The sequence below is a fragment of the Thiocapsa bogorovii genome (assembly GCF_021228795.1).
Classification (GTDB): Bacteria; Pseudomonadota; Gammaproteobacteria; order Chromatiales; family Chromatiaceae; genus Thiocapsa; species Thiocapsa bogorovii.
The window spans coordinates 363,553-386,454 of sequence record NZ_CP089309.1 but is presented as its reverse complement, the minus strand read 5'-3'; the positions used below and the strand labels follow the sequence as shown (position 1 = coordinate 386,454).

The following is a 22,902-nucleotide window of genomic DNA, read 5'->3' as shown; positions in this document are numbered from 1 at the left end:
CGCCGCCGCGTTTTCCTCCGAGCAGCAAGGAAACTGCCCATGGCCCTGAAGAAGTCCGAGCTGTATTCCTCCCTTTGGTCAAGTTGCGACGAGCTGCGCGGCGGCATGGATGCCAGTCAGTACAAGGACTACGTCCTGGTGCTGCTCTTCATCAAGTATGTCAGCGACAAGTACGCCGGACAGCCCTACGCCCCGATCGTCATCCCGCCAGGCGCGAGCTTCCGTGACATGGTCTCGCTCAAGGGCAAGCCCGACATCGGCGATCAGATCAACAAGCGGATCATCGCCCCGTTGGCCAACGCCAACCGGCTGTCCGCCATGCCGGACTTCAACGACCCCTCCAAGCTCGGCTCGGGCAAGGAGATGGTCGAGCGGCTCACCAACCTGATCGCCATCTTCGAGCACAAGGCGCTCGATTTTTCGAAGAATCGCGCCGAGGGCGACGACATCCTGGGTGACGCCTACGAATTTCTGATGCGTCACTTCGCCATCGACAGCGGTAAGAGCAAGGGGCAGTTCCTCACCCCGGCCGAGGTGAGCCGGGTCATCGCGCAGATCCTGGGGATTCGCGATGCGCCCACCAGCGCCGCAACCACGGTATACGACCCGACCTGCGGGTCTGGGTCGCTCCTGCTGAAGGTCTCCGACGAGGCGCGCACCCCGGTCACGCTCTACGGTCAGGAGAAGGACGCGGCGACCAGCGGGCTCGCCCGCATGAACATGATCCTGCACGACAACCCCACGGCGCTCATCGTGCAGGGCAACACCCTCACGGACCCCAAGTTCCGCGATGGCGGCAGCTTGAAGACCTTCGACTATGTCGTCGCCAATCCGCCCTTTTCGGACAAGCGCTGGAGCACCGGACTCAACCCCCTCGAGGATCCCTTCGAGCGCTTCAGCCACTTCGGCGCGCCGCCGGCCAAGCAGGGCGACTATGCCTACCTGCTGCATATCGTCCGCTCGCTCAAGAGCACCGGCACGGGGGCCTGCATCCTGCCCCATGGTGTCCTGTTCCGCGGCAATGCCGAGGCCGAGATCCGCCGCAATCTGGTCCGCCGAGGCTATATCGCCGGCTTGATCCTAAAAGGAGCAGTTAGCGCCCGTCGCGGAGCGTTTTCGGCCCGCGGGCGAGTACACATACCGGCGGTTCGGCGGCTACGCCGGCGCCGGTAACACCGCCGGCGGCTGCAATTGGCGGCCGTTGAGATACTTCACCAGCGCCCGCGAGAGGAGCCGGTACCAGCGTTGCAGGGGACTCAACTGCTCCGCAGTTCGGCGCAGCGTGTTGAAGAAGGCCGTGATCTCGCGGCAGGTCGCCTCCACCCACCCGGCTTCGGCATGGGGATGGCTGATGGTCAGGCGCCTCTGCCCGCCGTGACGGGTCAGTCGTGCCGGTGCGCTGAGCAGCAGCGGGCGGCTGGTGATCGCCTCGGTGTGCCGAGTCGGGTCGGCCAGGCGCACGAACAGGCTCCACCAGTTGTAGGTCAAGGCGGTGATGCGCGCCATGAAGCGGCAGCGCTTGATGTCGCGGGTGGTGAAGCCGCCCCAGCCCCAATGGTTCTTGAGCTCGTCGAAGGGATTCTCCGCGTCGGCGCGATCGCGATAGAGTTGCGCCACGCTCAGGATCTCATGGGGCAGCGAGGTCACCAGCACGGCGTACTCGTAGACGATCGTCTCGTCGGTGAGCTCGGCGAAGCTCAGGCGCAGCTGCTCGGGATCACCCTGCTCGACGACGGCCAGGTCGGCCTTGATGCGCCGGCGCAGCACGACGGCGCGCCGGGCACGGCTCCAGCCCGACAGACGCAGGGTCGTCTCGGCCCCCTGCCAGCCTTGACCGGCATCGCACCACTCGGCATCGCGCATCAGGCGCTCGACGGTCTGCTTGACCTTGGAGGTCATGCGCAGCTTGAACAGATACGGGATCCCCTCCTGCTCGGCACGCGCCATGTTGGCTTGGGTGCCCCAATCGCGGTCGCCGCGAATGCACAGCGGCCAGTGCGCCCGCGGCAGGCGCGCGAGCAACTCCCACAGCCCCGGCGCGCTGTACTTGGACGCGGTTTGGTTGCCGGCCAGCACCTCCACGTCCAGGATCAGACGCAGACCGGCGACGAAATAGGTATGGTAGGTGTGCGAGGGCCGACCCGGCTTGTGCGGATTGTAGCCTTTGACCGCACCCTCTTGATGCCCGTAGAGCGGCTTGACCGTCACGTCGGCATCGAGAATCCAGGGCACGCCCGGCACCGGCGCCACGCAGGCGTCCAGGTGGTTCTGCAACCAGGCCACCCCGTCGGCTTCATCGAGCTTGCCGAGGTTGCGGCGCACCGAGTCCTCGCTCACCACCGCCTCCATGCCCAGCAGGGCGGCGTTGATGGTGTCGCCGCGCAGGGCACTGATGTGGGCATAGCGCTGATGCCCGGACAGCACCGCCAGGATGGCGGTACCCAGAACGTCGCGCGTGCTCGGGGCGTTCGGGCTGGTCAGCTTCAGCGGGCAGCTCTCGACCCAGGCATCGAATCCGCGAGGCATGGAGAGCGGAGCGAAGCCGAGCGGCCCCCGGTAGGCGTCGGCGCGTGCGTGCCGCCGCAGTGGCGAAGCGGCCGTGGTCGCGAAGCCGCGAAGGCGGTATGCAAAGCGCATCCGACACGCCGTCGAGCCGTTCGTCGCAGGGCCGTGCGCAGCCCGACCGCGCCCTCGGGCGCACGTCGTGGCGCAGCGCGGCCCGGAGCGGGGCGAACCGGGGCCAAAACAGGTCGTCGCCAAGGAGCGAGTCCGTCCGGCGGCAGGAGCCCCCGGACGGATTCACGAGCGACACGCGACTCTCCGGGCGCCCGCCCAGGCGCAAAAGCTCGGTGAAGAACGGCAGCTGCCCCAGCGGGGTGACCGCCGCCTGCGCATCCCACTCGACGTGGACGCGCCCGCCAAAGGTGTCCACCGCAACCGGGCCGGCATGCGGTACCAATGCGGTGGTTTCGGGTTCACCCTGCGGGTGAGGGATCGGGTTGCTCATGGGGACCTCCTTGCGCCGATATTTCAGCGGCTTGGATCACTCGAGGCAAGGTTTAACTGCTCTTTTTAGGTTGATCGGTCTGCCCGCAAACCTCTTCTACGGCACCGGCATCCCCGCCGTCATCGTCGTGATCGACAAGCGCGATTCCCAGGCACGTCGCGGCATCTTCATGCTCGACGCCAGCACCGGCTTCATGAAGGACGGCCCCAAGAACCGACTGCGCGCCCAAGACATCCACAAGATCGTCGACATCTTCAACCGCCGGATCGAGGTCCCGCGCTACGCGCGCCTGGTCGGGCTCGACGAGATCGAGAAGAACGACTTCAACCTCAACCTGCCGCGCTACATCGACAGCCAGACCCCGGAGGACGTGCAGGACATCGCCGCGCATCTTCAGGGCGGCATCCCGGTCGCCGATGTCGACGCACTCGCCGCCTACTGGACCGTCTGCCCCGGGCTCCGGGACACGCTCTTCAGCCCGAACCGTCCCGGTTATCTCGACCTGGCGCCCGCCATCACAGCGGACAAGACCGCCATCAGGACCCTCATCTACGCGCACCCCGAGTTCTCCGCCTTCATTGCCGGGATGGATGCCCACTTCTCCGCCTGGCGTGGCCCGAGCGCCGCCAAGCTCAAGGCGCTCGAACCCAGCTGCCATCCCAAGCAGATCATCGGCTGGCTCTCCGAGGGTCTGCTCGCGCACTACCGGGATCAGCCCCTCGTCGACCCCTACGACTCCGCGAGGCATGGAGAGCGGAGCGAAGCCGAGCGGCCCCCGGTAGGCGTCGGCGCGTGCGTGCCGCCGCAGTGGCGAAGCGGCCGTGGTCGCGAAGCCGCGAAGGCGGTATGCAAAGCGCATCCGACACGCCGTCGAGCCATTCGTCGCAGGGCCGTGCGCAGCCCGACCGCGCCCCTCGGGCGCACGTCGTGGCGCAGCGCGGCCCGGAGCGGGGCGAACCGGGGCCAAAACAGGTCGTCGCCAAGGAGCGAGTCCGTCCGGCGGCAGGAGCCCCCGGACGGATTCACGAGCGACACGCGACTCTCCGGATCTATCAGCACCTGCTCGATTACTGGGACGAGACCCTACAGGACGACTGTTACCTGATCGCCGCGGACGGCTGGGCCGCCAAGACGTACCGCATCATCGAGACCGACAAGAAGGGCAAGTCCCGCGACAAGGGCTGGACCTGCGATCTGATCCCCAAGGCGCTCATCGTCGCCCGCTATTTCGCCGCGGAGCAGGCCGCGCTCGACGGGCTCGCCGCCGAGTTGGAGACCGTCTCCGCACGGCTCGCGGAGCTGGAGGAAGAGAACGGCGGCGAGGAGGGCGCCTTCGCCGAGCTGGACCGGGTCAACAAGGCCAGCGTCGCCGCGCGTCTCAAGGAGATCGGACGCGATCCCGAGGCCAGGGACGAGGCCGCCGTGCTCGACCGGTGGCTCACGCTGAACCTGGAGGAGACCGCGCTCAAGAAACGCCTGAAGGATGCTGAGACGGCGCTCGATGCCAAGGCCTACGCGCACTATCTGAAGCTGACCGAGGACGCGATAAAGTCGTTGGTCGTGGACGATAAATGGCTCGCGGCCATCGAGGCGGCTGTCCAGGGTGAGATGGACCGTGTGAGTCAGCAGCTCACCCGGCGGGTCAAGGAGCTGGCCGAGCGCTATGAGGCGTCGATGCCGCAGATGAGCGAACGGGTGGCGGAGCTGGAGGCCAGGGTGAACGGGCACTTGGAGCGGATGGGGTTCTCGTTATGAGCGCCCAATGGGAGTCCATATCTCTTGGCAACGTCGCGACGCTTCAGCGCGGATTTGATCTTCCACACCGGATTCGCAAGGTGGGGACGGTTCCGATCGTCACTTCATCAGGCATTGAGGACACGCACTCCGAGGCAAAGGTCAAAGCCCCAGGCGTTGTCACGGGGCGCTATGGCACCATCGGAGAAGTATTCTTCGTCCGTCAAGATTTCTGGCCTTTGAATACAACGCTCTATGTGAGCGATTTCCATGGGAATGATCCTCTCTTCGTCTCGTACTTGCTGCTCACAATCGACTTCCACACCCATAGCGGCAAGAGCGGAGTGCCGGGAGTCAATCGTAATGACCTTCATACGATTGTCGTTCGCCTGCCACCCACCAAAGCCGAACAGGAAGCGATCGCCGAGGCGCTGAGCGATGCGGATGCCTTCGTCAACTCCCTGGAGCAGCTCATCGCCAAGAAGCGCCAGATCAAACAAGGCGCGATGCAGGAGCTGCTGACCGGCAGGAGACGGTTGCCGGGGTTTGATGTGGAGTGGAAAATTAGGCGACTCGATGAGTTGGGCGAGTTCCGGAAAGGCAGCGGAATCACCCGAGAACAAGCCCAGAGTGGGCCGATCCCATGCGTGCGTTACGGCGAGATCTATACAAAACATCACGACTACATCAAGGCATTCCGTTCCTGGATTTCACAGGACGTCGCACAAACAGCTACTCTTCTGAAGAATGGGGACATTCTCTTTGCAGGTTCGGGGGAAACGAAAGCAGAAATCGGCAAGTGTGTTGCCTTCGTTTCGGACTGCGAAGCCTACGCCGGAGGCGATCTCGTTATTCTGAGGCCGCGTGCCGTCGACGCACTATTCCTCGGGTACGCACTCAATACGCCAAGCATCAATCGACAGAAAGCAAGCCGCGGGCAAGGTGATGCCGTCGTCCATATCAGTGCATCTGCCCTTGGAGAGATCAGGCTTCCGCTGCCCCATCAAGCCGAACAAACCGCCATCGCAACCATCCTCTCCGACATGGACGCCGAGATCACCGCACTCGAAGACAAGCTCGCCAAGGCCCGCCGGATCAAGCAGGGCATGATGCAGGAATTGCTGACAGGGAGAACCCGACTGATATGAAGATCTCCACCATCCTTGACCATATCGACAGCGGCCACATGGCCCTGCCCGAGTTTCAACGCGGCTATGTCTGGAATCGCGATCAGGTTCGTGGGCTGTTCGACTCGCTCTACCGGCGTCATCCGATCGGGGGCCTGCTGGTCTGGGCGACCGAATCCAAGACCGCCGCGCATCGCGGGGATGGGCCATTGGCCGCTGGCGTGGTGAAGCTCCTGCTCGATGGCCAGCAGCGCATGACATCGCTTTACGGCGTGGTGCGCGGCAAGCCACCCAAGTTCTTCGACGGCAACGCCCAGACCTTCACAGGCTTGCGGTTCCATCTGGAGAACGAAACCTTCGCCTTCTATCAGCCCGTGAAGATGCAGGATGATCCGCTCTGGATCGACGTGACCGAGTTGATGCAGAAGGGAACGGCCGGGCTGGGGCAGTTCGTGACTCGCTTGACTGCTCAGCCTGAGTTGGCGGCGAAGGTCGGCGATTATGTGGGTCGGCTCAGTCGTCTGCTCGGTGTGACCGATATCGACCTGCATACCGAGGAGGTGACCGGCGCCGACAAGTCACTCGACGTGGTGGTCGACATCTTCAATCGAGTCAACAGCGGCGGCACCAAGCTCTCCAAGGGCGACCTGGCTCTGGCCAAGATCTGCGCCGAGTGGCCCGAGGCGCGCGACACCATGAAGGCAAAGCTGAAGGAATGGGCGAAGGCCGATTATCACTTCAGCCTCGACTGGCTTCTGCGCTCGGTCAACACGGTCCTCACGGGTGAAGCCAAGTTCCAATACCTGCATGAAAAGAATGCAGCCGAGGTCCAAGAGGGTCTGAAGCGCGCGATCAAGCACATCGACACCAGCCTGAACCTGATCAGTGGACGGCTGGGACTGGATCACGACCAGGTCTTCTTCGGCCGCTTCGGAGTGCCGGTGATGGTGCGCTACCTGGACCGACGCAGCGGATCGATGGGCGAGATCGAGCGCGACAAACTGTTGTTCTGGTTTGTGCAAGCGGGCATGTGGGGGCGTTTTTCGGGCTCGACCGAATCCTTCATCGACCAGGATCTGGCGGCGTTGGAAGGCTCGGATGGCGGTTTGGACAAGCTCTTGGAGCAATTGCGGCTGTGGCACGGCGGGCTGCGCGTCGAGCCGGGCCACTTCACCGGCTGGAGCCTCGGGGCACGCTTCTATCCCGTGCTCTATCTGCTCACCCGGATGGGTCTTGCACGCGACTGGGGAACCGGGCTGCCGCTCAAGTCGAGCTTGCTCGGCAAGATGAGTCGTTTGGAGGTGCATCACATCTTCCCGAAGGCGCAGCTCTATAAGCGCGACTTCAAGCGGCCGGAGGTCAACGCGCTGGGCAATTTCTGCTTCCTGACCAAGGACACCAACCTCGACATCCGCGATCGGCTCCCGGAGGTCTACTTCCCAGAGGTGGAGCAGGCGCACCCCGGCGCGCTGGCGTCGCAGTGGATTCCAGATGATCCCGAGCTGTGGAAGATCGCGAATTTCCGCGACTTCCTCGAAGCCCGCAAGGCGTTGCTTGCCGCCGAGGTCAACCAGCGCATGGAAGAGTTGCTGCACGGCGATACCGGATGGTTGTCCGGCTCTTCGGTCATGGCACCCAAGCCCTCGACGGTGCCCGGCGGGATCACGAGCGAAGAGGAAGAGACCCAGCTTGAAGCCTTGAATGCTTGGATGGAGACAATGGGCCTGCCGCGCGGCATGCTGCCCTACGACTTTGCGGACCCCGATACCGGTGAGCAGAAGGCCGTCCTCGACCTGGCCTGGCCGAGCGGCATTCAGGAAGAGCTGAGCCAGCCGGTCGCCGTTCTGCTGAACGAGACCGCCGAAACCATCGCAATTGCGAGCCAAGCCGGCTTTCGCTGCTTCAACGGGATCGCGGAGTTTCGGCGCTATGTGAAGGCGGAGATTCTGGCGGAAGGGCCCGCGGTGTCGGAATAACCGCCCCGGTTCGGTCAAAATGGTTAATGATCAGCGAAGATTTCAACGAGACGTTGATCGTCAAAGCCATTGTGCGGATTGCTTACTCGGCGTGTGGTGCGCACGGAAGGCCGTCATTGCGGCACGCGATCAAGGAGCGACTATCCGGCTGGAGATCGACATGATGCAGACACCAGACTACGAGACGAATGCCCTAAGTGCTTTGAGGAAGGCTGTGGACGGCGCGCTGGAGCGCAAGCGTCGGTCGGGTCAATATGCCGTCGTATGGCGGGGCGACCGCCCCGTCTGCATCGGACCCGATGCACCAGCGGAACCGGAGTCCGACCGCATCGAGCAAGGCACCGTTGAACAGTGATCGCTACCAGGCCGATGGCCCGCAGGGAACCTTCCAGCCGGGATCGAATCATCGGGTTCTGGCGAATAAGTTGGGCATTTTCGATCCAGCGGAGATCGCCGAGGTTGAGTTGGTCCTGCTGGAAAAGCTGTATCAAGCGGTGCTAATCGACGCCTTTCCGGATCGACGACTGGAGATCCAGGATCTGAAGACCTGGCACCGTCGCTGGCTGGGCAATCTATACGATTGGGCCGGCGAGGAACGATCCGTCAATCTCAGCAAAGGTGACTTCCACTTCGCGGCAGCGGCACAGATTCCACGGCTGCTGGAAGTCTTTGAACGGGATTATCTGGCTTGCTTGACGCCCTGTCGCACGATTGCACCTGCCCGTTTGGCTTATGCAATCGCGGTAACGCACGTCGAGTTGATCCTGATTCACCCTTTTCGTGAAGGAAACGGACGGCTCGCCCGATTATTGGCGGATGTCATGGCCGTGCAGGCCGGACGGGATCCGTTGGATTACAGTCTTTGGGATTCCGATAAGCCATCCTACTTCAGCGCAATCCAAACTGGGTTGACACGGAACTACGACGCGATGATCGGCTTGGTCGATCAGGCGATGGGGCAATAACGAAAAATCAATCAGTCAGCCAGCGTCAGGTGCCGAAATGGACTGCGCTTCCTCCGCAGCAGGCGTTCGAGTTGCTCGACGGGTTGGCCGGTTTCAATCGCGGTCGAGCTCGCAACGGCGCGCAGGATCTTCTTCTTGCTCGGGATTTTCTTGATGGGTTTGGTCTCCATCGCGATGCTCTTTATCCGTGAATTAGAGTAGGGAGTATAGCGCCAACCGTTGCGTGGCACACCCGGATTGGTGCCGAGCGTGCTTCAAACCTCAGGTCTTGACTCTTGCCGCCGGGCGATGCTCATCATCTAACCCTGAATCGTTCAAGTTGCCGATGTAGAATCATGTCGCTTCCTGCTGAGCTGCTCAATGACGTCATCACCGACGACGGGATGCTCGCGACCGATCGTCTCGCCGATCGGCTACGCGTCACCAAGACCGAGCTGGCCTTGGCGACCGGGTTGTCGCGCGATGCGGTCTCCAGGCGCAGTCGGCTGCGATCGCGTCAGACCCAGGCGCGGCTGCGTGACACTGTCGAGATCATCAACCGCGCCACGGGCTGGGCAGGTTCCGCGGGACTTGCCTTTGCCTGGTTTCGCAATCAGCCCTTGCACTCCTTCGGGGACAAGACCGCCGAGGAGCTAGTGAAGACCGGCCGGACCGAGGCCGTGAAGGCTTATCTGGCGCGCATCGCCGACGGCGGGTATACCTGACTCGCCCTGACTGCTCGTCTCCGGTTTGCCGGAGCGACGTCATGCATGATCCGGTCGGTGTCCGTCTCGTCGCCAAGTCAAAGGACGATCCGCGGCCGTGCGACTGATCACAATGGATCTGTTTCAGGAGTCGATGGCATGAGCGTCGGTCAATCCGAACGAGACACCCAGAACCGGGTGATCGCCCTGTTCCGCGATGAGTTGGGCTATCGGCATCTCGGCGACTGGGCCGATCGGGCGAGCAACAGCAACATCGAGGAAGGTCTGCTGTCGGCCTGGCTGACCGATCGCGGTTATTCCGAGGCGCAGATCGCCACGGCGCTCTACCGCCTGCGCACCGAGGCGGACAACCCAAGCCGTACCCTGTATGCCAACAATGAGGCGGTCTACAGCCTGCTGCGCTATGGGTTGCCGGTGAAGATCGAGGCGGGTCAGGTCACCGAGACCGTCCATCTGATCGATTGGAGCGTGCCGGAGGCGAACGACTTCGCCATTGCCGAGGAGGTCACGCTCAAGGGCCACGCGCCGGACGCCGCCGAACGGCGACCCGATGCAGTCATTTACATGAACGGCCTCGCCATCGGCACCCTGGAGCTGAAGAGCAGTCGGGTGTCGATGGGCGACGGCATCCGCCAGAGCCTGTCCAATCAGCAGCCCGAGTTCAACGCCTGGTTCTACAGCACGATACAGCTCGTCTTCGCGGGCAACGACTCGCAAGGGCTGAAATACGGCACCATCGGCACGCCCGAGAACTATTTCCTCGCCTGGAAGGAGGACGAGGCGGACGACAGCCGTTTCAAGCTGGACAAGTATCTGCTCAAGCTCTGCGAGAAGCGGCGCCTGATCGAGCTGATGCGCGACTTCGTGCTCTTCGACGGCGTTATCAAGAAGCTGCCGAGGGCCCATCAATACTTCGGGGTCAAGGCGGCGCAGGGCCATGTGCGGCGGCGCCAAGGCGGGATTATCTGGCACACCCAGGGCAGCGGCAAGAGCATTGTCATGGTGCTGCTGGCGCGTTGGATCCTGGAGACCTTTCCCGACGCACGCGTCGTGATCATCACCGACCGCGACGAGCTGGACAGCCAGATCGAGGGCGTCTTCAGCCAGGCCGGCGAATCCATCTATCGCACCAACAGTGGGCGCGATCTGATGGCCCGGCTCGGCCAGGCCAAGCCACGGCTGCTCTGCTCCCTGGTGCACAAGTTCGGCCGCCGCGATGTGGATGACGTCGATGCCTTCATCAAGGCGCTCGAGGGACAGCCCAGCCAGACGGTCGGCGAGGTCTTCGTCTTCGTAGACGAGTGTCATCGCACCCAGAGCGGCAAGCTGCATCGGGTGATGAAGGCCCTGATGCCCAACGCGGTCTTCATCGGCTTTACCGGCACGCCGCTCCTGAAGAAGGACAAGGCCACCAGCCTGGAGGTCTTCGGCGGCTACATCCACACCTACAAGTTCAGCGAGGCGGTCGAGGATGAGGTGGCGCTCGATCTCATTTACGAGGCGCGCGACATCGACCAGCGGCTCGGCTCCAAAGAGAAGATCGACGCCTGGTTCGAGATCAAAACGAAGGGTCTGAACGACTGGCAGAAGGAAGAGCTGAAGGGCCGGTGGGTGACCCTGCAAAGCGTGCTCAGCTCGCGCTCGCGCATGGATCGGGTGGTGAGCGACATCGTCTTCGACTTCAGTCTCAAGCCGCGCCTGTCCAGCCAACGCGGCAACGCCATGCTGGTGGCCTCCAGCATCTACGAGGCCTGCAAGTATTTCATGCTGTTTCAGAAGACGCCGCTGAAGGGCAAGTGTGCGGTCGTGACCTCCTACAACCCGCAGGCGAAGGATGTCACCAAGGAGGAGGTCGGCGCCAACACCGAGACCGACAAGCAGTTCATCTACAAGGTCTACAAGGGCTTGCTGAAGGACATCGTCGCCAAGCCGCAGATGACTAAAACCGAGACCTTCGAACAGCAGGCCAAGACGCTGTTCGTCAAAGAGCCGGCCAACATGAAGCTCTTGGTGGTCGTGGACAAGCTGCTGACCGGCTTCGATGCGCCGCACTGTACCTATCTCTATATCGACAAATCCATGCAGGACCACGGCCTGTTTCAGGCGATCTGTCGGACCAATCGGCTGGACGGGGACGACAAGGACTTCGGCTATATCGTCGACTACAAGGATCTCTTCAAAAAGGTGGAGAACAGCATCGCGGTCTACACCTCGGAGCTGGACCGCAGCGCCGGCGGCGCGGATCCGCAGGTCCTCTTGCGGGATCGCCTCGAGACCGGCAAGGAGCGTCTGGACACGGCTCTGGAAACCTTCGCACTCCTCTGGGCCGGTAAAGCCGCCCAAGGGCGAGTTGGAGCATATTCACTATTTTTGCGGCAATACCGAGATCCCCGGCGATCTCGAGGACCGAGAGCCGCGACGGGCCGCGCTTTACATGGCGACCGTTGCCCTGGTCCGGGCCTATGCCAACATGGCCGACGAGCTGGAGGAGGCCGGTTACAGCGGCGAGGACATGGCCCGCATCAAGCAGCAGCTCGACCAAGCGCTGAAGCTGCGCGAGTTGGTCCGACAGGCCAGCGGCGAGACGCTCGACCTCAAGCCCTACGAGGCCGACATGCGCCATCTCATCGATACCTATATCGAGGCGGATGATCCGCGTCGGATCTCCCCCTTCGAGAACCTGGGTCTGCTGGACCTGATCGTGAAGAGCGGCATTGCCGAGGCGATTGCCATGCGCCTGGGCGGCATGCAGGGTAACAAGAACGCGATCGCCGAGACGATCGAGAACAACGTCCGCCGCACCATCATCAAGGAGCATCTGACCGATCCGGCCTTCTACGCCAAGATCTCCGCCCAGTTGCAGGAGATCATCGCGCAGCGCAAGGCGAAGGCGATCGCCTACGAAGAGTATCTGCAGAAGATCGCGGAGCTTGCGAAGCGGGTCGCAGCCGGCCAGGCCAAAGACACCCCGGCGGCACTGGATACACCGGGAAAGCGGGCCCTCTTCAACAACCTGAAGTCCATTGCCGCTCCAACTCCGGCGGTGCTGCCGGCTGCCGATGATCAAGGGGCCTATGCGCCCGCTGCCGTGGCCGTGGATCTGGCGCTCAAGATCGACGAGGTGGCCAAGACCGTGCGTCCCGACGGCTGGCGAGGTGTGCAGGCCCGCGAGCAGGTCATCAAGGCGGCGCTCTATGGCGTATTGCAGGACACGAGCGAGGTCGAGCGGGTCTTTCTGATCATCAAGGCGCAGACCGAATACTGATGACCGACCGGATTCAGCTCGGCGACATCGCGGTCGATGTCATCTTCAAAGACATCAAGCACGTCCACCTCAGTGTCTATCCGCCCGACGGTCGGGTGCGCCTCGCCGCACCCGCGCACATGAGCCTGGAGACCCTGCGGGTCTTTGCCGTGTCCAAGCTCGGCTGGATCAGGACCCAGCAGAAAAGCTTCATGCGCAGGCACGGGAAACGCCACGCGAGGTTCTGGAGCGCGAGAGCCACTATCTTTGGGGCCGGCGTTACCTGCTGAGCCTGGTTGAGGAGGAGACCGCGCCGACCGTGACGATCAATCCCGGCTCGCTGGTGCTGAGGATTCGGCCGGGGACGAGCCAAGCGCAGCGGGACGCCGTCATGGCAGACTGGTACCGCCGGCAAGTCCGGGATGCTGCGGCCACCCTGATGCGAACCTGGGAACCCATCCTCGGCGTCCGCGTCCAGCGCCTGTTCGTGCAGCGCATGAAAACCCGCTGGGGAAGCTGCAATCCCGACGCTCGGACGATCCGTCTCAATACCGAGCTCGCCAAGAAGCCGGCGGAGTGCCTGGAGTACATCGTCGTCCATGAGCTGACGCATCTGCTGGAACGCCATCACAACGCTCGGTTTGTCGAGCTGATGGACCGCCATCTGCCGCAGTGGCAGCAGTCGCGGGACCTGCTCAATGGTCTGCCCTTGGGGCATGAAGAGTGGGGCTACTAATGCTGCTGGGTCGGGCGCATAACCCGGCGCGCCCATTCACGTCGGTCGATGTGGCGAATAGTCGTGAGCGCGCCCCCGCTACCAAATAAAAGAAGGGCTTACGGTTGATCGCCGCAAGCCCTTTTTTTTCTCGCGAGTCATGTCAGCGCTGGTGTTCAAGGGGCCGTGGGTGCTCCGACACGCCATGAGCGACGAGGTCCACCTGTTGACCCGGGTGCTCAACGTTGCCGAAAAGCCGAGATGCCTATCGGCTTGCGGCATCGCCGAGGGTGCGTCGACAAGATCGGGGGGATCCCGAAGCAGGGGTCATGGCGGCGGGGTGTCGTCTCCCGCGATGGAGCACGGACCGACGTGTGTCGCCGGTCCGCGTTGGGCCGGTTCAGTCTTCGGCGCGCTGGTACGCGTCGGCGAGCTGTTTCTGGATGTTGGCGGGCACCGTGTCGTAGTGGCTCAGCTCGATGCTGTAGGTGCCTTCACCGCCCGTCAGGGCCTTCAGGCGAGCATCGTAGCCGTTGAGCTCCGCAAGCGGGACCTCGCCCTCGATGACGATCCGGCCGCGGCTCTTGCTGTCGCTGCCGTTGATGCGGCCGCGGCGGCTGGAGAGATCGCCCGCGAGGTCGCCCATCGCGGTGCCTTGCGCGGTGATGCGGATCTTCACGATCGGTTCGAGCAGGACCGGGCGAGCCTTCTCCACAGCCTCGATGAACGCCTTGCGCCCTGCGGTCGAGAAGGCGATGTCTTTGGAGTCGACAGGGTGGAATTTGCCGTCGTAAACCGTCACGCGGATGTCGTGCATCGGAAATCCAGCAATGGCGCCTTCCTCGAGCACCTGGCGCACGCCTTTCTCGATCGAGGGGATGAAGTTGTTCGGGATCACGCCGCCCACGACGGCATCGACGAACTCGAAGCCGGCACCGCGCTCCATGGGCTCGACGCGCAGATAGACCTCGCCGAACTGTCCGGCACCTCCGGTTTGCTTCTTGTGGCGATGATGTCCCTCGGCAGGTGCCGTGATGGTCTCGCGGTACGGGATGCTCGGCGGATGGGTCTCGACCTCGACGTGATACTGCTCGGAGAGTCGGCGCAAGAGGACGCGCAGATGGAGTTCGCCGAGCCCGCGCATGACCGTCTCGTTGGCCGTGGCGTTGTGCTCGACATGGAAACAGGGGTCTTCGGATTCGAGCTTATGCAGGGCGTCGGTGAGCTTCTGCTCGTCGCCGCGCTTGGTCGGGTGGATCGCGAGACCAAACAGCGGAACGGGGCACTCCAGGCTCGACAGGTGGAAATGATCCTCCTCGTGGGAGTCGTGCAGAACGGCGTCGAAATGGATCTCGTCGACGCGGGAGACCGCTAGGATGTCGCCGGGAACACCCTCGGGTACTTCGATCTGCTCGGCACCGTGGAGGCGATACAGATGGTTGACCTTGAACGGCTTGCGCGCGTCGCCGATGTAAAGTTGGCTTTGCGCCGTGATGCGTCCTTGATGGATGCGGAAGATCCCGAGCTTGCCGCGGAAAGGGTCGTTGATGATCTTGAAGACGTGGGCGATGGCGTGCTTGCCGGGGTCTGGATCGACGGTCACGGGACTCATGTCGGCACCTTCGCCCTTGAGGAAGGGTGGGGGATTGCCTTCCGAGGGGTTGGGCATGAGGCGCGTGATGATCTCGACCAGTTCATTCACGCCGGCCCCGGTCGCCGCCGATACGTAGCAGATCGGGATCAGGTGCGCCTCGCGCAGGGCTGCCTCGAAGGGGTCATGCAGCTGCTCGGGCTTGAGCTCTTGACCCTGCTCGAGATAGATCTCCATCAAGGCTTCGTCGACCTCCACCACCTGGTCGATGATGCGGCTATGGGTCTCTGCGACGGATGAAAAGTCAGCACCTTCGCCGCTGGGTTGAAAAAAGCAGTCGATGACACGCTTGCCGCCTTCGGCAGGCAGGTTGATCGGGAGGCATTCCGCGCCGAAGGTCTCGCGGATTTGCTCCGTCAGTTCCGCCAGATCGATCTCCGGTGCATCGATCTGATTGACGATGATCATGCGGCAGAGGTTGCGGTTGTCGGCCGCCTTCATCATCCGCAGGGTCATCGGCTCGATCCCGGACTGCGCATTGATCACGATCGCAGCGGTCTCGACGGCCGGCAGGATCGAGATGGAGCGCCCCAGGAAGTCCGGATAACCGGGGGTGTCGATCAGGTTGACGTGCTTGTCGTGTGCATCGAAGCTGGTGATGGAGGCGTCCAGCGAGTGGAGCAGCTCCTTTTCCATCGGATCGAAGTCGCAGACCGTGGTCCCTTTGGTCACGCTGCCGGGTGTCGAGATCACACCGGTCGCGGCGAGCAGCGCTTCGACCAGCGTGGTCTTGCCGGATCCGGCGTGACCGACCAGGGCAATGTTGCGGACGTCCTCGGCGTTGTAATCAGACATCGGTGATCCTGTAGTGGCGTTTGGGTGAGATGCGGGGCGTTGTTCGGCTTCCCGTCGAGGTGTATTGACGGGGCGAAATTATACCGTAACTCGGGTGTCACCCTGATTGGGGATCGGTCCGAATTCACGTCTCGGCCTGTCGCGGATCAATTGGCAGCTGTGATGTCGGGTCGATGTGCGCGTGGCGAATGGGCGCGAGCCGTGAGGGGAACGGTACCCATGCCCGCTGCGTGGGCTTGACTTGCAAGCCGGATCCGCGGAAAAAAAAGGCGGCCGATCGGCCGCCGAAGGACGCACAGCTATTGAGAGTAAAGGCAATCTCGAGGTGATCGTGTCCGGATGTTCGGACGCATCGATCTGTGTGCTCGAGGATCTGTATTCGCGTTATCCTTAAAAAGAGGCCCGGAAGCTTGGGCTTGATCGGTATCGCCTAGCGATTTGCACTCGGGTCAAACTCCGTGACCCGTCTCGCTGTCGAAACGGAGAAGACGGGGCGCTGATGCCCCATAGGTTAGCACATCTGTGGAGACGTAAAGATGTCAATGGTTCTCGAATCGGACGCTTTTGTCGACGGAGCACCCATCCCCGTTCGCTATACCTGCGAAGGTGATGATGTCTCGCCGCCTCTGTCGTGGAAGAATCTTCCCGGAGGTACCGCTAGCCTGGTCTTGATCGTCGATGATCCGGATGCCCCGGATCCCGCAGCTCCGCGGATGGTGTGGGATCATTGGATCCTCTATAACCTGCCGCCCGAGGCCTCACTCGCCGAAGGAATGACCTCCGATCGTCTACCCGGCGGCACCGGCGAGGGGATCAATAGTTGGGGTCGTGTCGGCTACGGTGGGCCTTGCCCGCCGATCGGCTGTCACCGCTATTTCCACCGGCTCTATGCGCTCGATGTCCGCCTGCCGAACGAGCTGGGAACCCCGACCAAGGATGAGCTCCTGCTTGCCATGGAAGACCACATCCTCGGCCGCACCGAGCTGGTCGGCATCTACGAGAAACGTTAAACCGCGTCTTGTGGGTCTATGAGAGGGTTTCAGGCGGGCGAGGCGTAACACCAAAACGCGAGCGACGCAGCGGACGCGGTTTAAGTGATTCATTTTTTATCGTTTCTAAACCGCGTCTGCCGCGAGGCGTCTGGGTCGATAAGACATCGAGACGATCCGTAACCGGCGCTTGTCGCGCCGGACGCGGTTTAGGGCCTGATGCGGTTGATGGTCACGGCGACTTGCGTATTTCCGGCGCTGTCGATCGGCCCGGTTTCTCCTTCAAGGTCGCCCGGTTGCGGTGTCGCTTGGCCGCTTTTTGCCACGCGTGCGCCGATCATCACCTGCGGGAAGGCGGAAAGGCGCATTGCGGGCATCATCGACATACTGTCGTCGAGGGTGACACGGGTCGGGAGGTCCTTGACCTTGATGCGTTGAACGGCGAGCGGCATCGGCGGCCCGGCGACGGCGCGCGCGAAAACGAATACGGTATCCTCCGGAGCCGCACCGGCCGAGACGGCTTGATCCAGGCTGACGTCTGCGGTGACCGAGACGCCGGCGGCGGGCTCGGGTGCGGCGGGCGATCCGGTTTGCGTTGGGGATGTTCCGGCAGCTGGCTCTGCCGCAGCGGGCTGGTTTGCGGTCGCTGCGTTTGCGGGAGCGCCGGCACGCGTCTGCGCCTCCGTGATCATCTCGCGCATGTCCGCGGCGTCCTCCGACGCGGGATCCATCTCGTCGAGGATGCGCTGCCAAGCCGTTGCCGCGGCAGTGTACTGCCCGCGCTGGTAGTAGAGCATCCCGGCAAGCCAGCGGGCACTCACGTTGTCCGGCTCGGCCTTTAGAACCCGATCGATCAGCGCGGCCGGTTCGCCTTCAAGGCTGTTGTTGCTGTTGGCAGCCATGGCCTCCGCATAGGCGAGCATCACATCCGGACGCTCCGGTGCCAAGGCATAGGCCTTCGAGACGGCGTCGAGTGCCTGACCCGGGCGGCGCATGGTGAAGTAGGTCCGGCCGATCATCAGCCATCCGTCGATGTTGTTCGGATCCTCTGCCAGCCTCTCCTCGAGGCGCTCGACCAGGACCTCAAGCGGCGGGAGCTCCTCGCCATCGGGTCCGATCAGGGTCTGCGGTGCTTCGGCGCTCAGGGCGACGCCCTCGATGCGCTCGATGATCTCGCGGTGGCCGACCTCGTTGTAGATCAGCACTGCCGCGGTCGGCACCGCCATCGCAAGCACGAGCGCCAGCCAGCGCCCGCCGGAAGCGCCGCGGCGCCCCGACGCTGCGAGCTCTCCCGGGATGTCGCGCAGGAGGTCTCGTTCCAGATCGCGTCGAGCCGCAGCGTACTGGTCCTGTTCCAGAAATCCACCGGCGAGATCGGCATCCAGTTCTTGGAGCCGCTGCTTGAAGACCGTGAGATTCAACTCGTCCTGCTCGGGTGCTTCGGTCGCTTTCTCGGGTTGCAGCAGCGGAAGGGCGACAAAAAGCAACGCCAGGCCCATGAGCCCGGCGGTCAGAATCCAGAAGATGATCATTTGATGTTTTCTTGGTTATCGCCGCCGGCGGCGAGCAGTCGTTGAAGACGGGCGCGTTCGGCCTCGGTGAGGTCCTCCTCGGGTTCGTCCTTTTTGCGTCCAAGCGTGCGGAACAGCAGATAACCACCGACGCCGAGGAAGATGAAAGGGCCGAACCAGAGGATATAGGTCGATGGCTTGATCGGAGGCTCATAGAGCACGAAGTCGCCGTAGCGATCGACGAGGAATGTCACGATCTCCTCGTCGCTCTGTCCTTCGAGCATCATGCGATAAACCTCTTCGCGCAGGTCCTGCGCGACGCCGGCCTGCGAGCCGGCGAGCGACTCGTTTTGACAGACGAGGCAGCGCAGCTTGGCGATCAGGTCCCGAAACGCCTCGTGTTGGCCGGGCTGCTCGAACTTGAACTCTTCGAGGGTGTAGGCGGATAGGTTTCCGAACGCCAGTGTTCCGACGAGCAGCGCGAGACTGAAAGAGAGTTTGCGGACGCGATGGATCATGATGGCTGAGGTCTATACTGCTCGACGATGGGGCGGATCGTGGTCTCCCAGACGTTGCGGTCGACCGGCCCGATGTGCTTGTAACGGATAATGCCCTCGCCGTCGACCACGAAGGTCTCGGGAGCGCCGTAGACACCCCAGTGTATACCGTAGCGATTGTCCGGATCGTAGGCGCTCACGACGTAGGGGTTGCCGTAGCGTCTAAGCATCTCGAGCGCCTCGGGTCGTGTGTCCTTCCAGTTGAACCCGACGACCTGGACATCGTTCTCGCGTGCGATCTGCATCAGCTCGCCATGCTCCTGGCGGCATGAGGGGCACCAAGAGGCCCAGACATTCACCAAGGAGACCTTTCCCATGAGGATCTCGTTGGTCACCGTGCGGCTCGGGTCGTCCAGTGTCTCGAGCTCGAACACGGGCGCGGGCTTGTTCACGAGCGGCGAGGGGACCTTGCGCGGGTCCAGTTGAAGGCCGTAGAACAGCAGCGCGGCCAACGCAATGAAGACGACGAGCGGGATCAGCGCGCGCCTCTTCGCTCTTGTTGCTGCCGTTCTCGACGGGGTGGTGGTCGCCGTCATGAGCGTGCCCCCAGCGCCCCGGCCGGGACATCCGCGGTTCGCCGCACCGTGCGATAACGCCGATCGGCCATCGCCAAGAGACCGCCGAGTGCCATCAGGAGCGCGCCGAGCCAGATCCAGCGCACGAATGGTTTGTAGTAGACCCGCAGCGCCCAGTCGCCGTCCGTTCCCACGGGCTCGCCGAGCGAGACGTAGAGATCACGCAGGAAGCCGGCGTTGATGGCCGCTTCGGTCATCGGCATGCCGCCCGAGAAATACGAGCGCTTCTCCGGATAGAGCACGGCGATCTGTCGGTCATCTTTGGTGACGAGAAACTCGCCTTGCTGCGCCAGGTAGTTGGGTCCGGTGATCGCCTGAACCCCGTTGAACTGGAAGCGGTAGCCCGAGTCCTCGTGCACGTCGCCCGGCGACATCCGCACGTCCGTCTCGGAGCCGTGGATCGACACCATGGTGACGCCGACGATGAACATCGCGATCCCGACATGCGCGGTCCACATGCCGTAGTAGCTGAGATTGCGAGCGTTGAAGTCGGCCGCCAGGCCCCGGAAACCGCCTTTGTTCTTCAGGCGCTCGGCGAGGGCAATCAGATGCGTGCCGACCAGCCAGGCGCTCATGCTCAGACCGAAGGCCATCGCGAGGCCGCCGTCCTCGAACATCGGCTGCAGAGCCACGATGAAGACGGCGATGGCGAGTACAAGCGCGATCCAAAGCGAGCGCACGAGGCGCAGCGGCTCGTCGTGCTTCCAGCGGGTCAAGGGTCCGATCCCCATCGCCACGATGAGGAAGGGCGAGAGTGACACGAACATCTTGTTGAACCAGGGGAAGCCGACCGAGATCTTGCCCCACCCGGCGGCCTCGTAGATCAACGGGGCGAGGGTGCCGAACAAGACCAGGACCGTCAGAGTCGCGAAGAGCAGGTTATTGACCAGCAGGAAGCTCTCGCGCGAGAGGATGTCGAAGCGACCGCCGCCGGCAATGGTCGGCGCGCGCAAGGCATAGAGTGCCAGCGATCCGCCGATCACGACGCAGAGGAAGATCAGAATGAAGGTGCCGCGTGCCGGATCCGTCGCGAAGGCATGGACGGACGTCAGAACACCCGAGCGCACCAGGAAGGTCCCGAGCAGCGACAGAGAAAAGGCCGAGATGGCGAGCAGTACGGTCCAACTCTTGAAGGCTGCGCGCTTCTCCGTGACGGCAAGCGAATGGATCAGCGCCGTGCCCACCAGCCACGGCATGAAGGAGGCGTTCTCGACCGGATCCCAGAACCACCAGCCACCCCAGCCCAGCTCGTAATAGGCCCACCAGGAGCCCAACGCGATACCGATGGTGAGAAAGACCCAGGCCGCGGTCGTCCAGGGCCGCGACCAGCGCGCCCAGGCCGAGTCCAACTTGCCGCCGATGAGTGCGGCAATGGCGAAGGCGAAGGCGACCGAGAAGCCGACATAGCCCATATAGAGCATCGGCGGGTGGATCGCCAAACCGAAGTCCTGCAGCAGCGGATTCAGGTCGCGGCCCTCGAGCGGTGCCGGGAAGAGCCGGTCGAAGGGGTTCGAGGTCAAGAGCATGAACAGCAGGAAGCCGATCGCCACCATCCCGAGGACCGAGACCACGCGAGCCACCATCGCCAACGGCAGATTCTTGCTGAAGGCCGCGACGGCAGCACCCCAGCCGGCCAACATCAGGGCCCACAGCAGTAAGGATCCTTCATGACCGCCCCAGATCGCCGAGACCTTGTACAGAACCGGCATCAGGGTGTTGGAGTGACCCGCGACATATTCGACCGAGAAGTCGTCCGTCAAAAATGCATGCAGGAGCGCGACGAAGGCGATTGCGATGAAGGTCAGCTGGCCGCGGGCGAGCGGTCGAGCCATCTCCATCCAGCGGCGGTTTCCGACGAAGCTGCCGAGCAGCGGGACAGATGCCTGCGCGATCGTGATGACGAGCGCGAGAACAAGCGCGAAGTGACCTAGCTCGGGGACCATTAGTTGGAAGCTCCGCGGGTGCCCATCGACTCGACGATGCCTTCTGCATGGGCGGTTTGGAGTGTGTCGGCGACCTCGGGCGGCATGTATTCCTCGTCGTGCTTGGCGAGGACCTCCTCGGCATAAAAGACGCCATCGGCACCGAGTCGACCCTTGGTGACCACCCCTTGACCCTCGCTGAAGAGATCGGGGAGGATTCCGGTGTAGGCGACCGTCACCGTCTCGGCGTTGTCGGTCACGTCGAATTTGACCGTCAAGCCGTCCTCTTGGCGTGCCACCGTTCCAGGTGTCACCAGGCCTCCGAGCCGGAAGACGTGCTCGGCCGGGGCCTCGCTGGCCATCACCTGCGACGGGCTGAAAAAGTACGAGATATTGCTGTTGAGCGCACTCAAGGCCAGGGCCGATGCCGCGCCGACACCGACGATAGCGAGGCCGACGAACACCAAACGTTTCTGTCTTGCTTTCATTGATTCACTCCAGAGTCGCGCATCCGGATCAATCGACCAAGACGGGCCAAAATGGTTCGCCGTTGAGCGCGCAATTGAAGAATTTCCGCCACGAGCAGCACCAGCACCATGCCGTAGGCGCCCCACACGAAGAAGGCGTAACCGCCTTGAGAGAAGAACTCGCTCATGCTCGGCTCCCCTTGGCGAGAAGTTCCTGAACCCAGGTATTGTCGGCCTCGCGGGTCAGGATGATGCTGCGCAGCCGCATCAGTGTTGTCGCGAAGGAGTACATCCAGAACCCGAAGGTCACCGCCAGCATGGAAAAGAGGATGTTTCCCTCGATCTGCGTCAGGTTGGACCTCTGATGGAGTGCGGCACATTGGTTCGGATCCGGACAGTTCACGGACCAGAAGATGAGCGGGACCATCACCAGTCCGACGATCGCCAGGAGGGCCGCGGCCCGGTCGGCACGGCGCGTGTCGTCGATCGCCGAGTGCAGCGCGATGTAGCCGACGTACATGAAGAAAAGAATCAGCTCCGTCGTGAGGCGTGGATCCCAATCCCAGTAGGTGCCCCAGCTGGGACGCCCCCAAAAGGCCCCGGTCCAGAGCGCCAGGAAGGTGAAGATGGCCCCGGTCGGTGCGACGGCGTTGGCCATCATGAAGGACAGCCGCGTGTTGAACACCAGCCCGATCGCCGCCCAGCCCACCATCACGACATAGAGCCACATCGACATCCAAGCGGCCGGGACGTGGATGAAGATGATGCGGTAATACTCCTTCTGCGCGTTGCTTCCGCCGAGTTGATCGGGCGTTTGAAAAAACCCCCAGTAGAGGCCGGCGAGGAGACAGATGCCGGCCAGGATCCAAAACATCGGGATCAGTCGTCCCGCAAGCGGATAGAAAGAGGCCGGAGCGGCGAATTTAAACCAGTTCGAAGCCATTGGTGAAGGGGTCTTCCCTC

18 protein-coding genes and 2 pseudogenes are annotated in these 22,902 nt (G+C 62.9%); 10 read left to right on the top strand and 10 right to left on the bottom strand.

All coding sequences use genetic code 11. From position 1 onward, the window contains the following. Nucleotides 1–39: 39 nt before the first annotated feature. Nucleotides 40–1,080: pseudogene (locus LT988_RS01800) on the top strand (type I restriction-modification system subunit M); the annotation flags it as partial. 75 nt (nucleotides 1,081–1,155) lie between these two features. Here the strand turns inward: LT988_RS01800 and LT988_RS01795 are convergent. Then, a complete protein-coding gene (locus tag LT988_RS01795) occupies nucleotides 1,156–2,637 on the bottom strand; it encodes a transposase (RefSeq protein WP_232408567.1) in 1,482 nt (493 codons plus the stop codon). 368 nt (nucleotides 2,638–3,005) lie between these two features. On the opposite strand from LT988_RS01795, the gene LT988_RS01790 reads away from it, so the two are divergent. The 5 genes from LT988_RS01790 (at nucleotide 3,006) to LT988_RS01770 (ending at nucleotide 8,809) form a co-directional block, all read left to right on the top strand. Further along, a complete protein-coding gene (locus tag LT988_RS01790) occupies nucleotides 3,006–4,112 on the top strand; it encodes an N-6 DNA methylase (protein WP_232408566.1) in 1,107 nt (368 codons plus the stop codon). A 646-nt stretch (nucleotides 4,113–4,758) separates the two neighbouring features. Next, a complete protein-coding gene (locus LT988_RS01785; protein ID WP_232408565.1) occupies nucleotides 4,759–5,889 on the top strand; it encodes a restriction endonuclease subunit S in 1,131 nt (376 codons plus the stop codon). After that, complete coding sequence (locus LT988_RS01780) at nucleotides 5,886–7,844, top strand: GmrSD restriction endonuclease domain-containing protein (RefSeq protein ID WP_232408564.1); 1,959 nt, start codon at nucleotides 5,886–5,888, stop codon at nucleotides 7,842–7,844. The genes LT988_RS01785 and LT988_RS01780 overlap by 4 nt, the downstream gene beginning before the upstream one ends. Before the next feature lie 160 nt (nucleotides 7,845–8,004). Then, the gene (locus LT988_RS01775) at nucleotides 8,005–8,199 is read left to right on the top strand and encodes a hypothetical protein (protein WP_232408563.1); all 195 of its coding nucleotides are present in this window, start codon (nucleotides 8,005–8,007) and stop codon (nucleotides 8,197–8,199) included. Between the two features lie 70 nt (nucleotides 8,200–8,269). Further along, nucleotides 8,270–8,809 (top strand): Fic/DOC family protein, encoded by a 540-nt coding sequence (locus LT988_RS01770; RefSeq protein WP_232408562.1) that lies wholly within the window; start codon nucleotides 8,270–8,272, stop codon nucleotides 8,807–8,809. 11 nt (nucleotides 8,810–8,820) lie between these two features. Here LT988_RS01770 and LT988_RS01765 read toward each other — a convergent pair whose 3' ends face one another. After that, entirely contained in the window at nucleotides 8,821–8,979 is a 159-nt protein-coding gene (locus tag LT988_RS01765) for a hypothetical protein (RefSeq protein WP_232408561.1), read from the bottom strand. A 165-nt stretch (nucleotides 8,980–9,144) separates the two neighbouring features. On the opposite strand from LT988_RS01765, the gene LT988_RS01760 reads away from it, so the two are divergent. The 3 genes and pseudogenes from LT988_RS01760 (at nucleotide 9,145) to LT988_RS01745 (ending at nucleotide 13,493) form a co-directional block, all read left to right on the top strand. Then, complete coding sequence (locus tag LT988_RS01760) at nucleotides 9,145–9,513, top strand: antitoxin Xre/MbcA/ParS toxin-binding domain-containing protein (RefSeq protein ID WP_232408560.1); 369 nt, start codon at nucleotides 9,145–9,147, stop codon at nucleotides 9,511–9,513. 138 nt (nucleotides 9,514–9,651) lie between these two features. Next, nucleotides 9,652–12,165 carry a type I restriction endonuclease subunit R gene (locus tag LT988_RS01755; protein WP_232408559.1) on the top strand — a complete coding sequence of 838 codons (2,514 nt, stop codon included), beginning with the start codon at nucleotides 9,652–9,654 and terminating at the stop codon, nucleotides 12,163–12,165. Nucleotides 12,166–12,777: 612 nt separating this feature from the next. Next, a pseudogene (locus LT988_RS01745) lies at nucleotides 12,778–13,493 on the top strand (M48 family metallopeptidase). Between the two features lie 379 nt (nucleotides 13,494–13,872). Here the strand turns inward: LT988_RS01745 and fusA are convergent. Next, the gene (fusA, locus tag LT988_RS01740; protein WP_232408557.1) at nucleotides 13,873–15,918 is read right to left on the bottom strand and encodes an elongation factor G; all 2,046 of its coding nucleotides are present in this window, start codon (nucleotides 15,916–15,918) and stop codon (nucleotides 13,873–13,875) included. Between the two features lie 536 nt (nucleotides 15,919–16,454). Here fusA and LT988_RS01735 point away from each other — a divergent pair. After that, nucleotides 16,455–16,928 (top strand): YbhB/YbcL family Raf kinase inhibitor-like protein, encoded by a 474-nt coding sequence (locus tag LT988_RS01735; RefSeq protein ID WP_232408556.1) that lies wholly within the window; start codon nucleotides 16,455–16,457, stop codon nucleotides 16,926–16,928. A 188-nt stretch (nucleotides 16,929–17,116) separates the two neighbouring features. Here LT988_RS01735 and ccmI read toward each other — a convergent pair whose 3' ends face one another. Genes ccmI through ccsA form a run of 7 tightly spaced genes read right to left on the bottom strand, consistent with a single transcriptional unit; the run spans nucleotide 17,117 to nucleotide 22,882 of the window. Further along, nucleotides 17,117–18,439: a c-type cytochrome biogenesis protein CcmI gene (gene ccmI, locus LT988_RS01730; protein WP_232408555.1), complete on the bottom strand. Its 1,323-nt coding sequence runs from the start codon at nucleotides 18,437–18,439 to the stop codon at nucleotides 17,117–17,119. Then, on the bottom strand, nucleotides 18,436–18,936 hold the full coding sequence (locus tag LT988_RS01725; RefSeq protein WP_232408554.1) for a cytochrome c-type biogenesis protein: 501 nt from the start codon (nucleotides 18,934–18,936) through the stop codon (nucleotides 18,436–18,438). Before LT988_RS01725 ends, ccmI begins: the two co-directional genes overlap by 4 nt. Then, nucleotides 18,933–19,511 (bottom strand): DsbE family thiol:disulfide interchange protein, encoded by a 579-nt coding sequence (locus LT988_RS01720; RefSeq protein WP_232408553.1) that lies wholly within the window; start codon nucleotides 19,509–19,511, stop codon nucleotides 18,933–18,935. Before LT988_RS01720 ends, LT988_RS01725 begins: the two co-directional genes overlap by 4 nt. Beyond that, on the bottom strand, nucleotides 19,508–21,493 hold the full coding sequence (locus LT988_RS01715) for a heme lyase CcmF/NrfE family subunit (protein WP_232408552.1): 1,986 nt from the start codon (nucleotides 21,491–21,493) through the stop codon (nucleotides 19,508–19,510). The genes LT988_RS01720 and LT988_RS01715 overlap by 4 nt, the downstream gene beginning before the upstream one ends. Beyond that, nucleotides 21,493–21,960: a cytochrome c maturation protein CcmE gene (gene ccmE, locus LT988_RS01710; protein ID WP_232408551.1), complete on the bottom strand. Its 468-nt coding sequence runs from the start codon at nucleotides 21,958–21,960 to the stop codon at nucleotides 21,493–21,495. Before ccmE ends, LT988_RS01715 begins: the two co-directional genes overlap by 1 nt. Next, the gene (gene ccmD / locus LT988_RS01705; RefSeq protein WP_093028827.1) at nucleotides 21,957–22,127 is read right to left on the bottom strand and encodes a heme exporter protein CcmD; all 171 of its coding nucleotides are present in this window, start codon (nucleotides 22,125–22,127) and stop codon (nucleotides 21,957–21,959) included. The genes ccmE and ccmD overlap by 4 nt, the downstream gene beginning before the upstream one ends. Next, nucleotides 22,124–22,882: a cytochrome c biogenesis protein CcsA gene (gene ccsA / locus LT988_RS01700; protein WP_232408550.1), complete on the bottom strand. Its 759-nt coding sequence runs from the start codon at nucleotides 22,880–22,882 to the stop codon at nucleotides 22,124–22,126. Before ccsA ends, ccmD begins: the two co-directional genes overlap by 4 nt. Nucleotides 22,883–22,902: the final 20 nt, after the last annotated feature.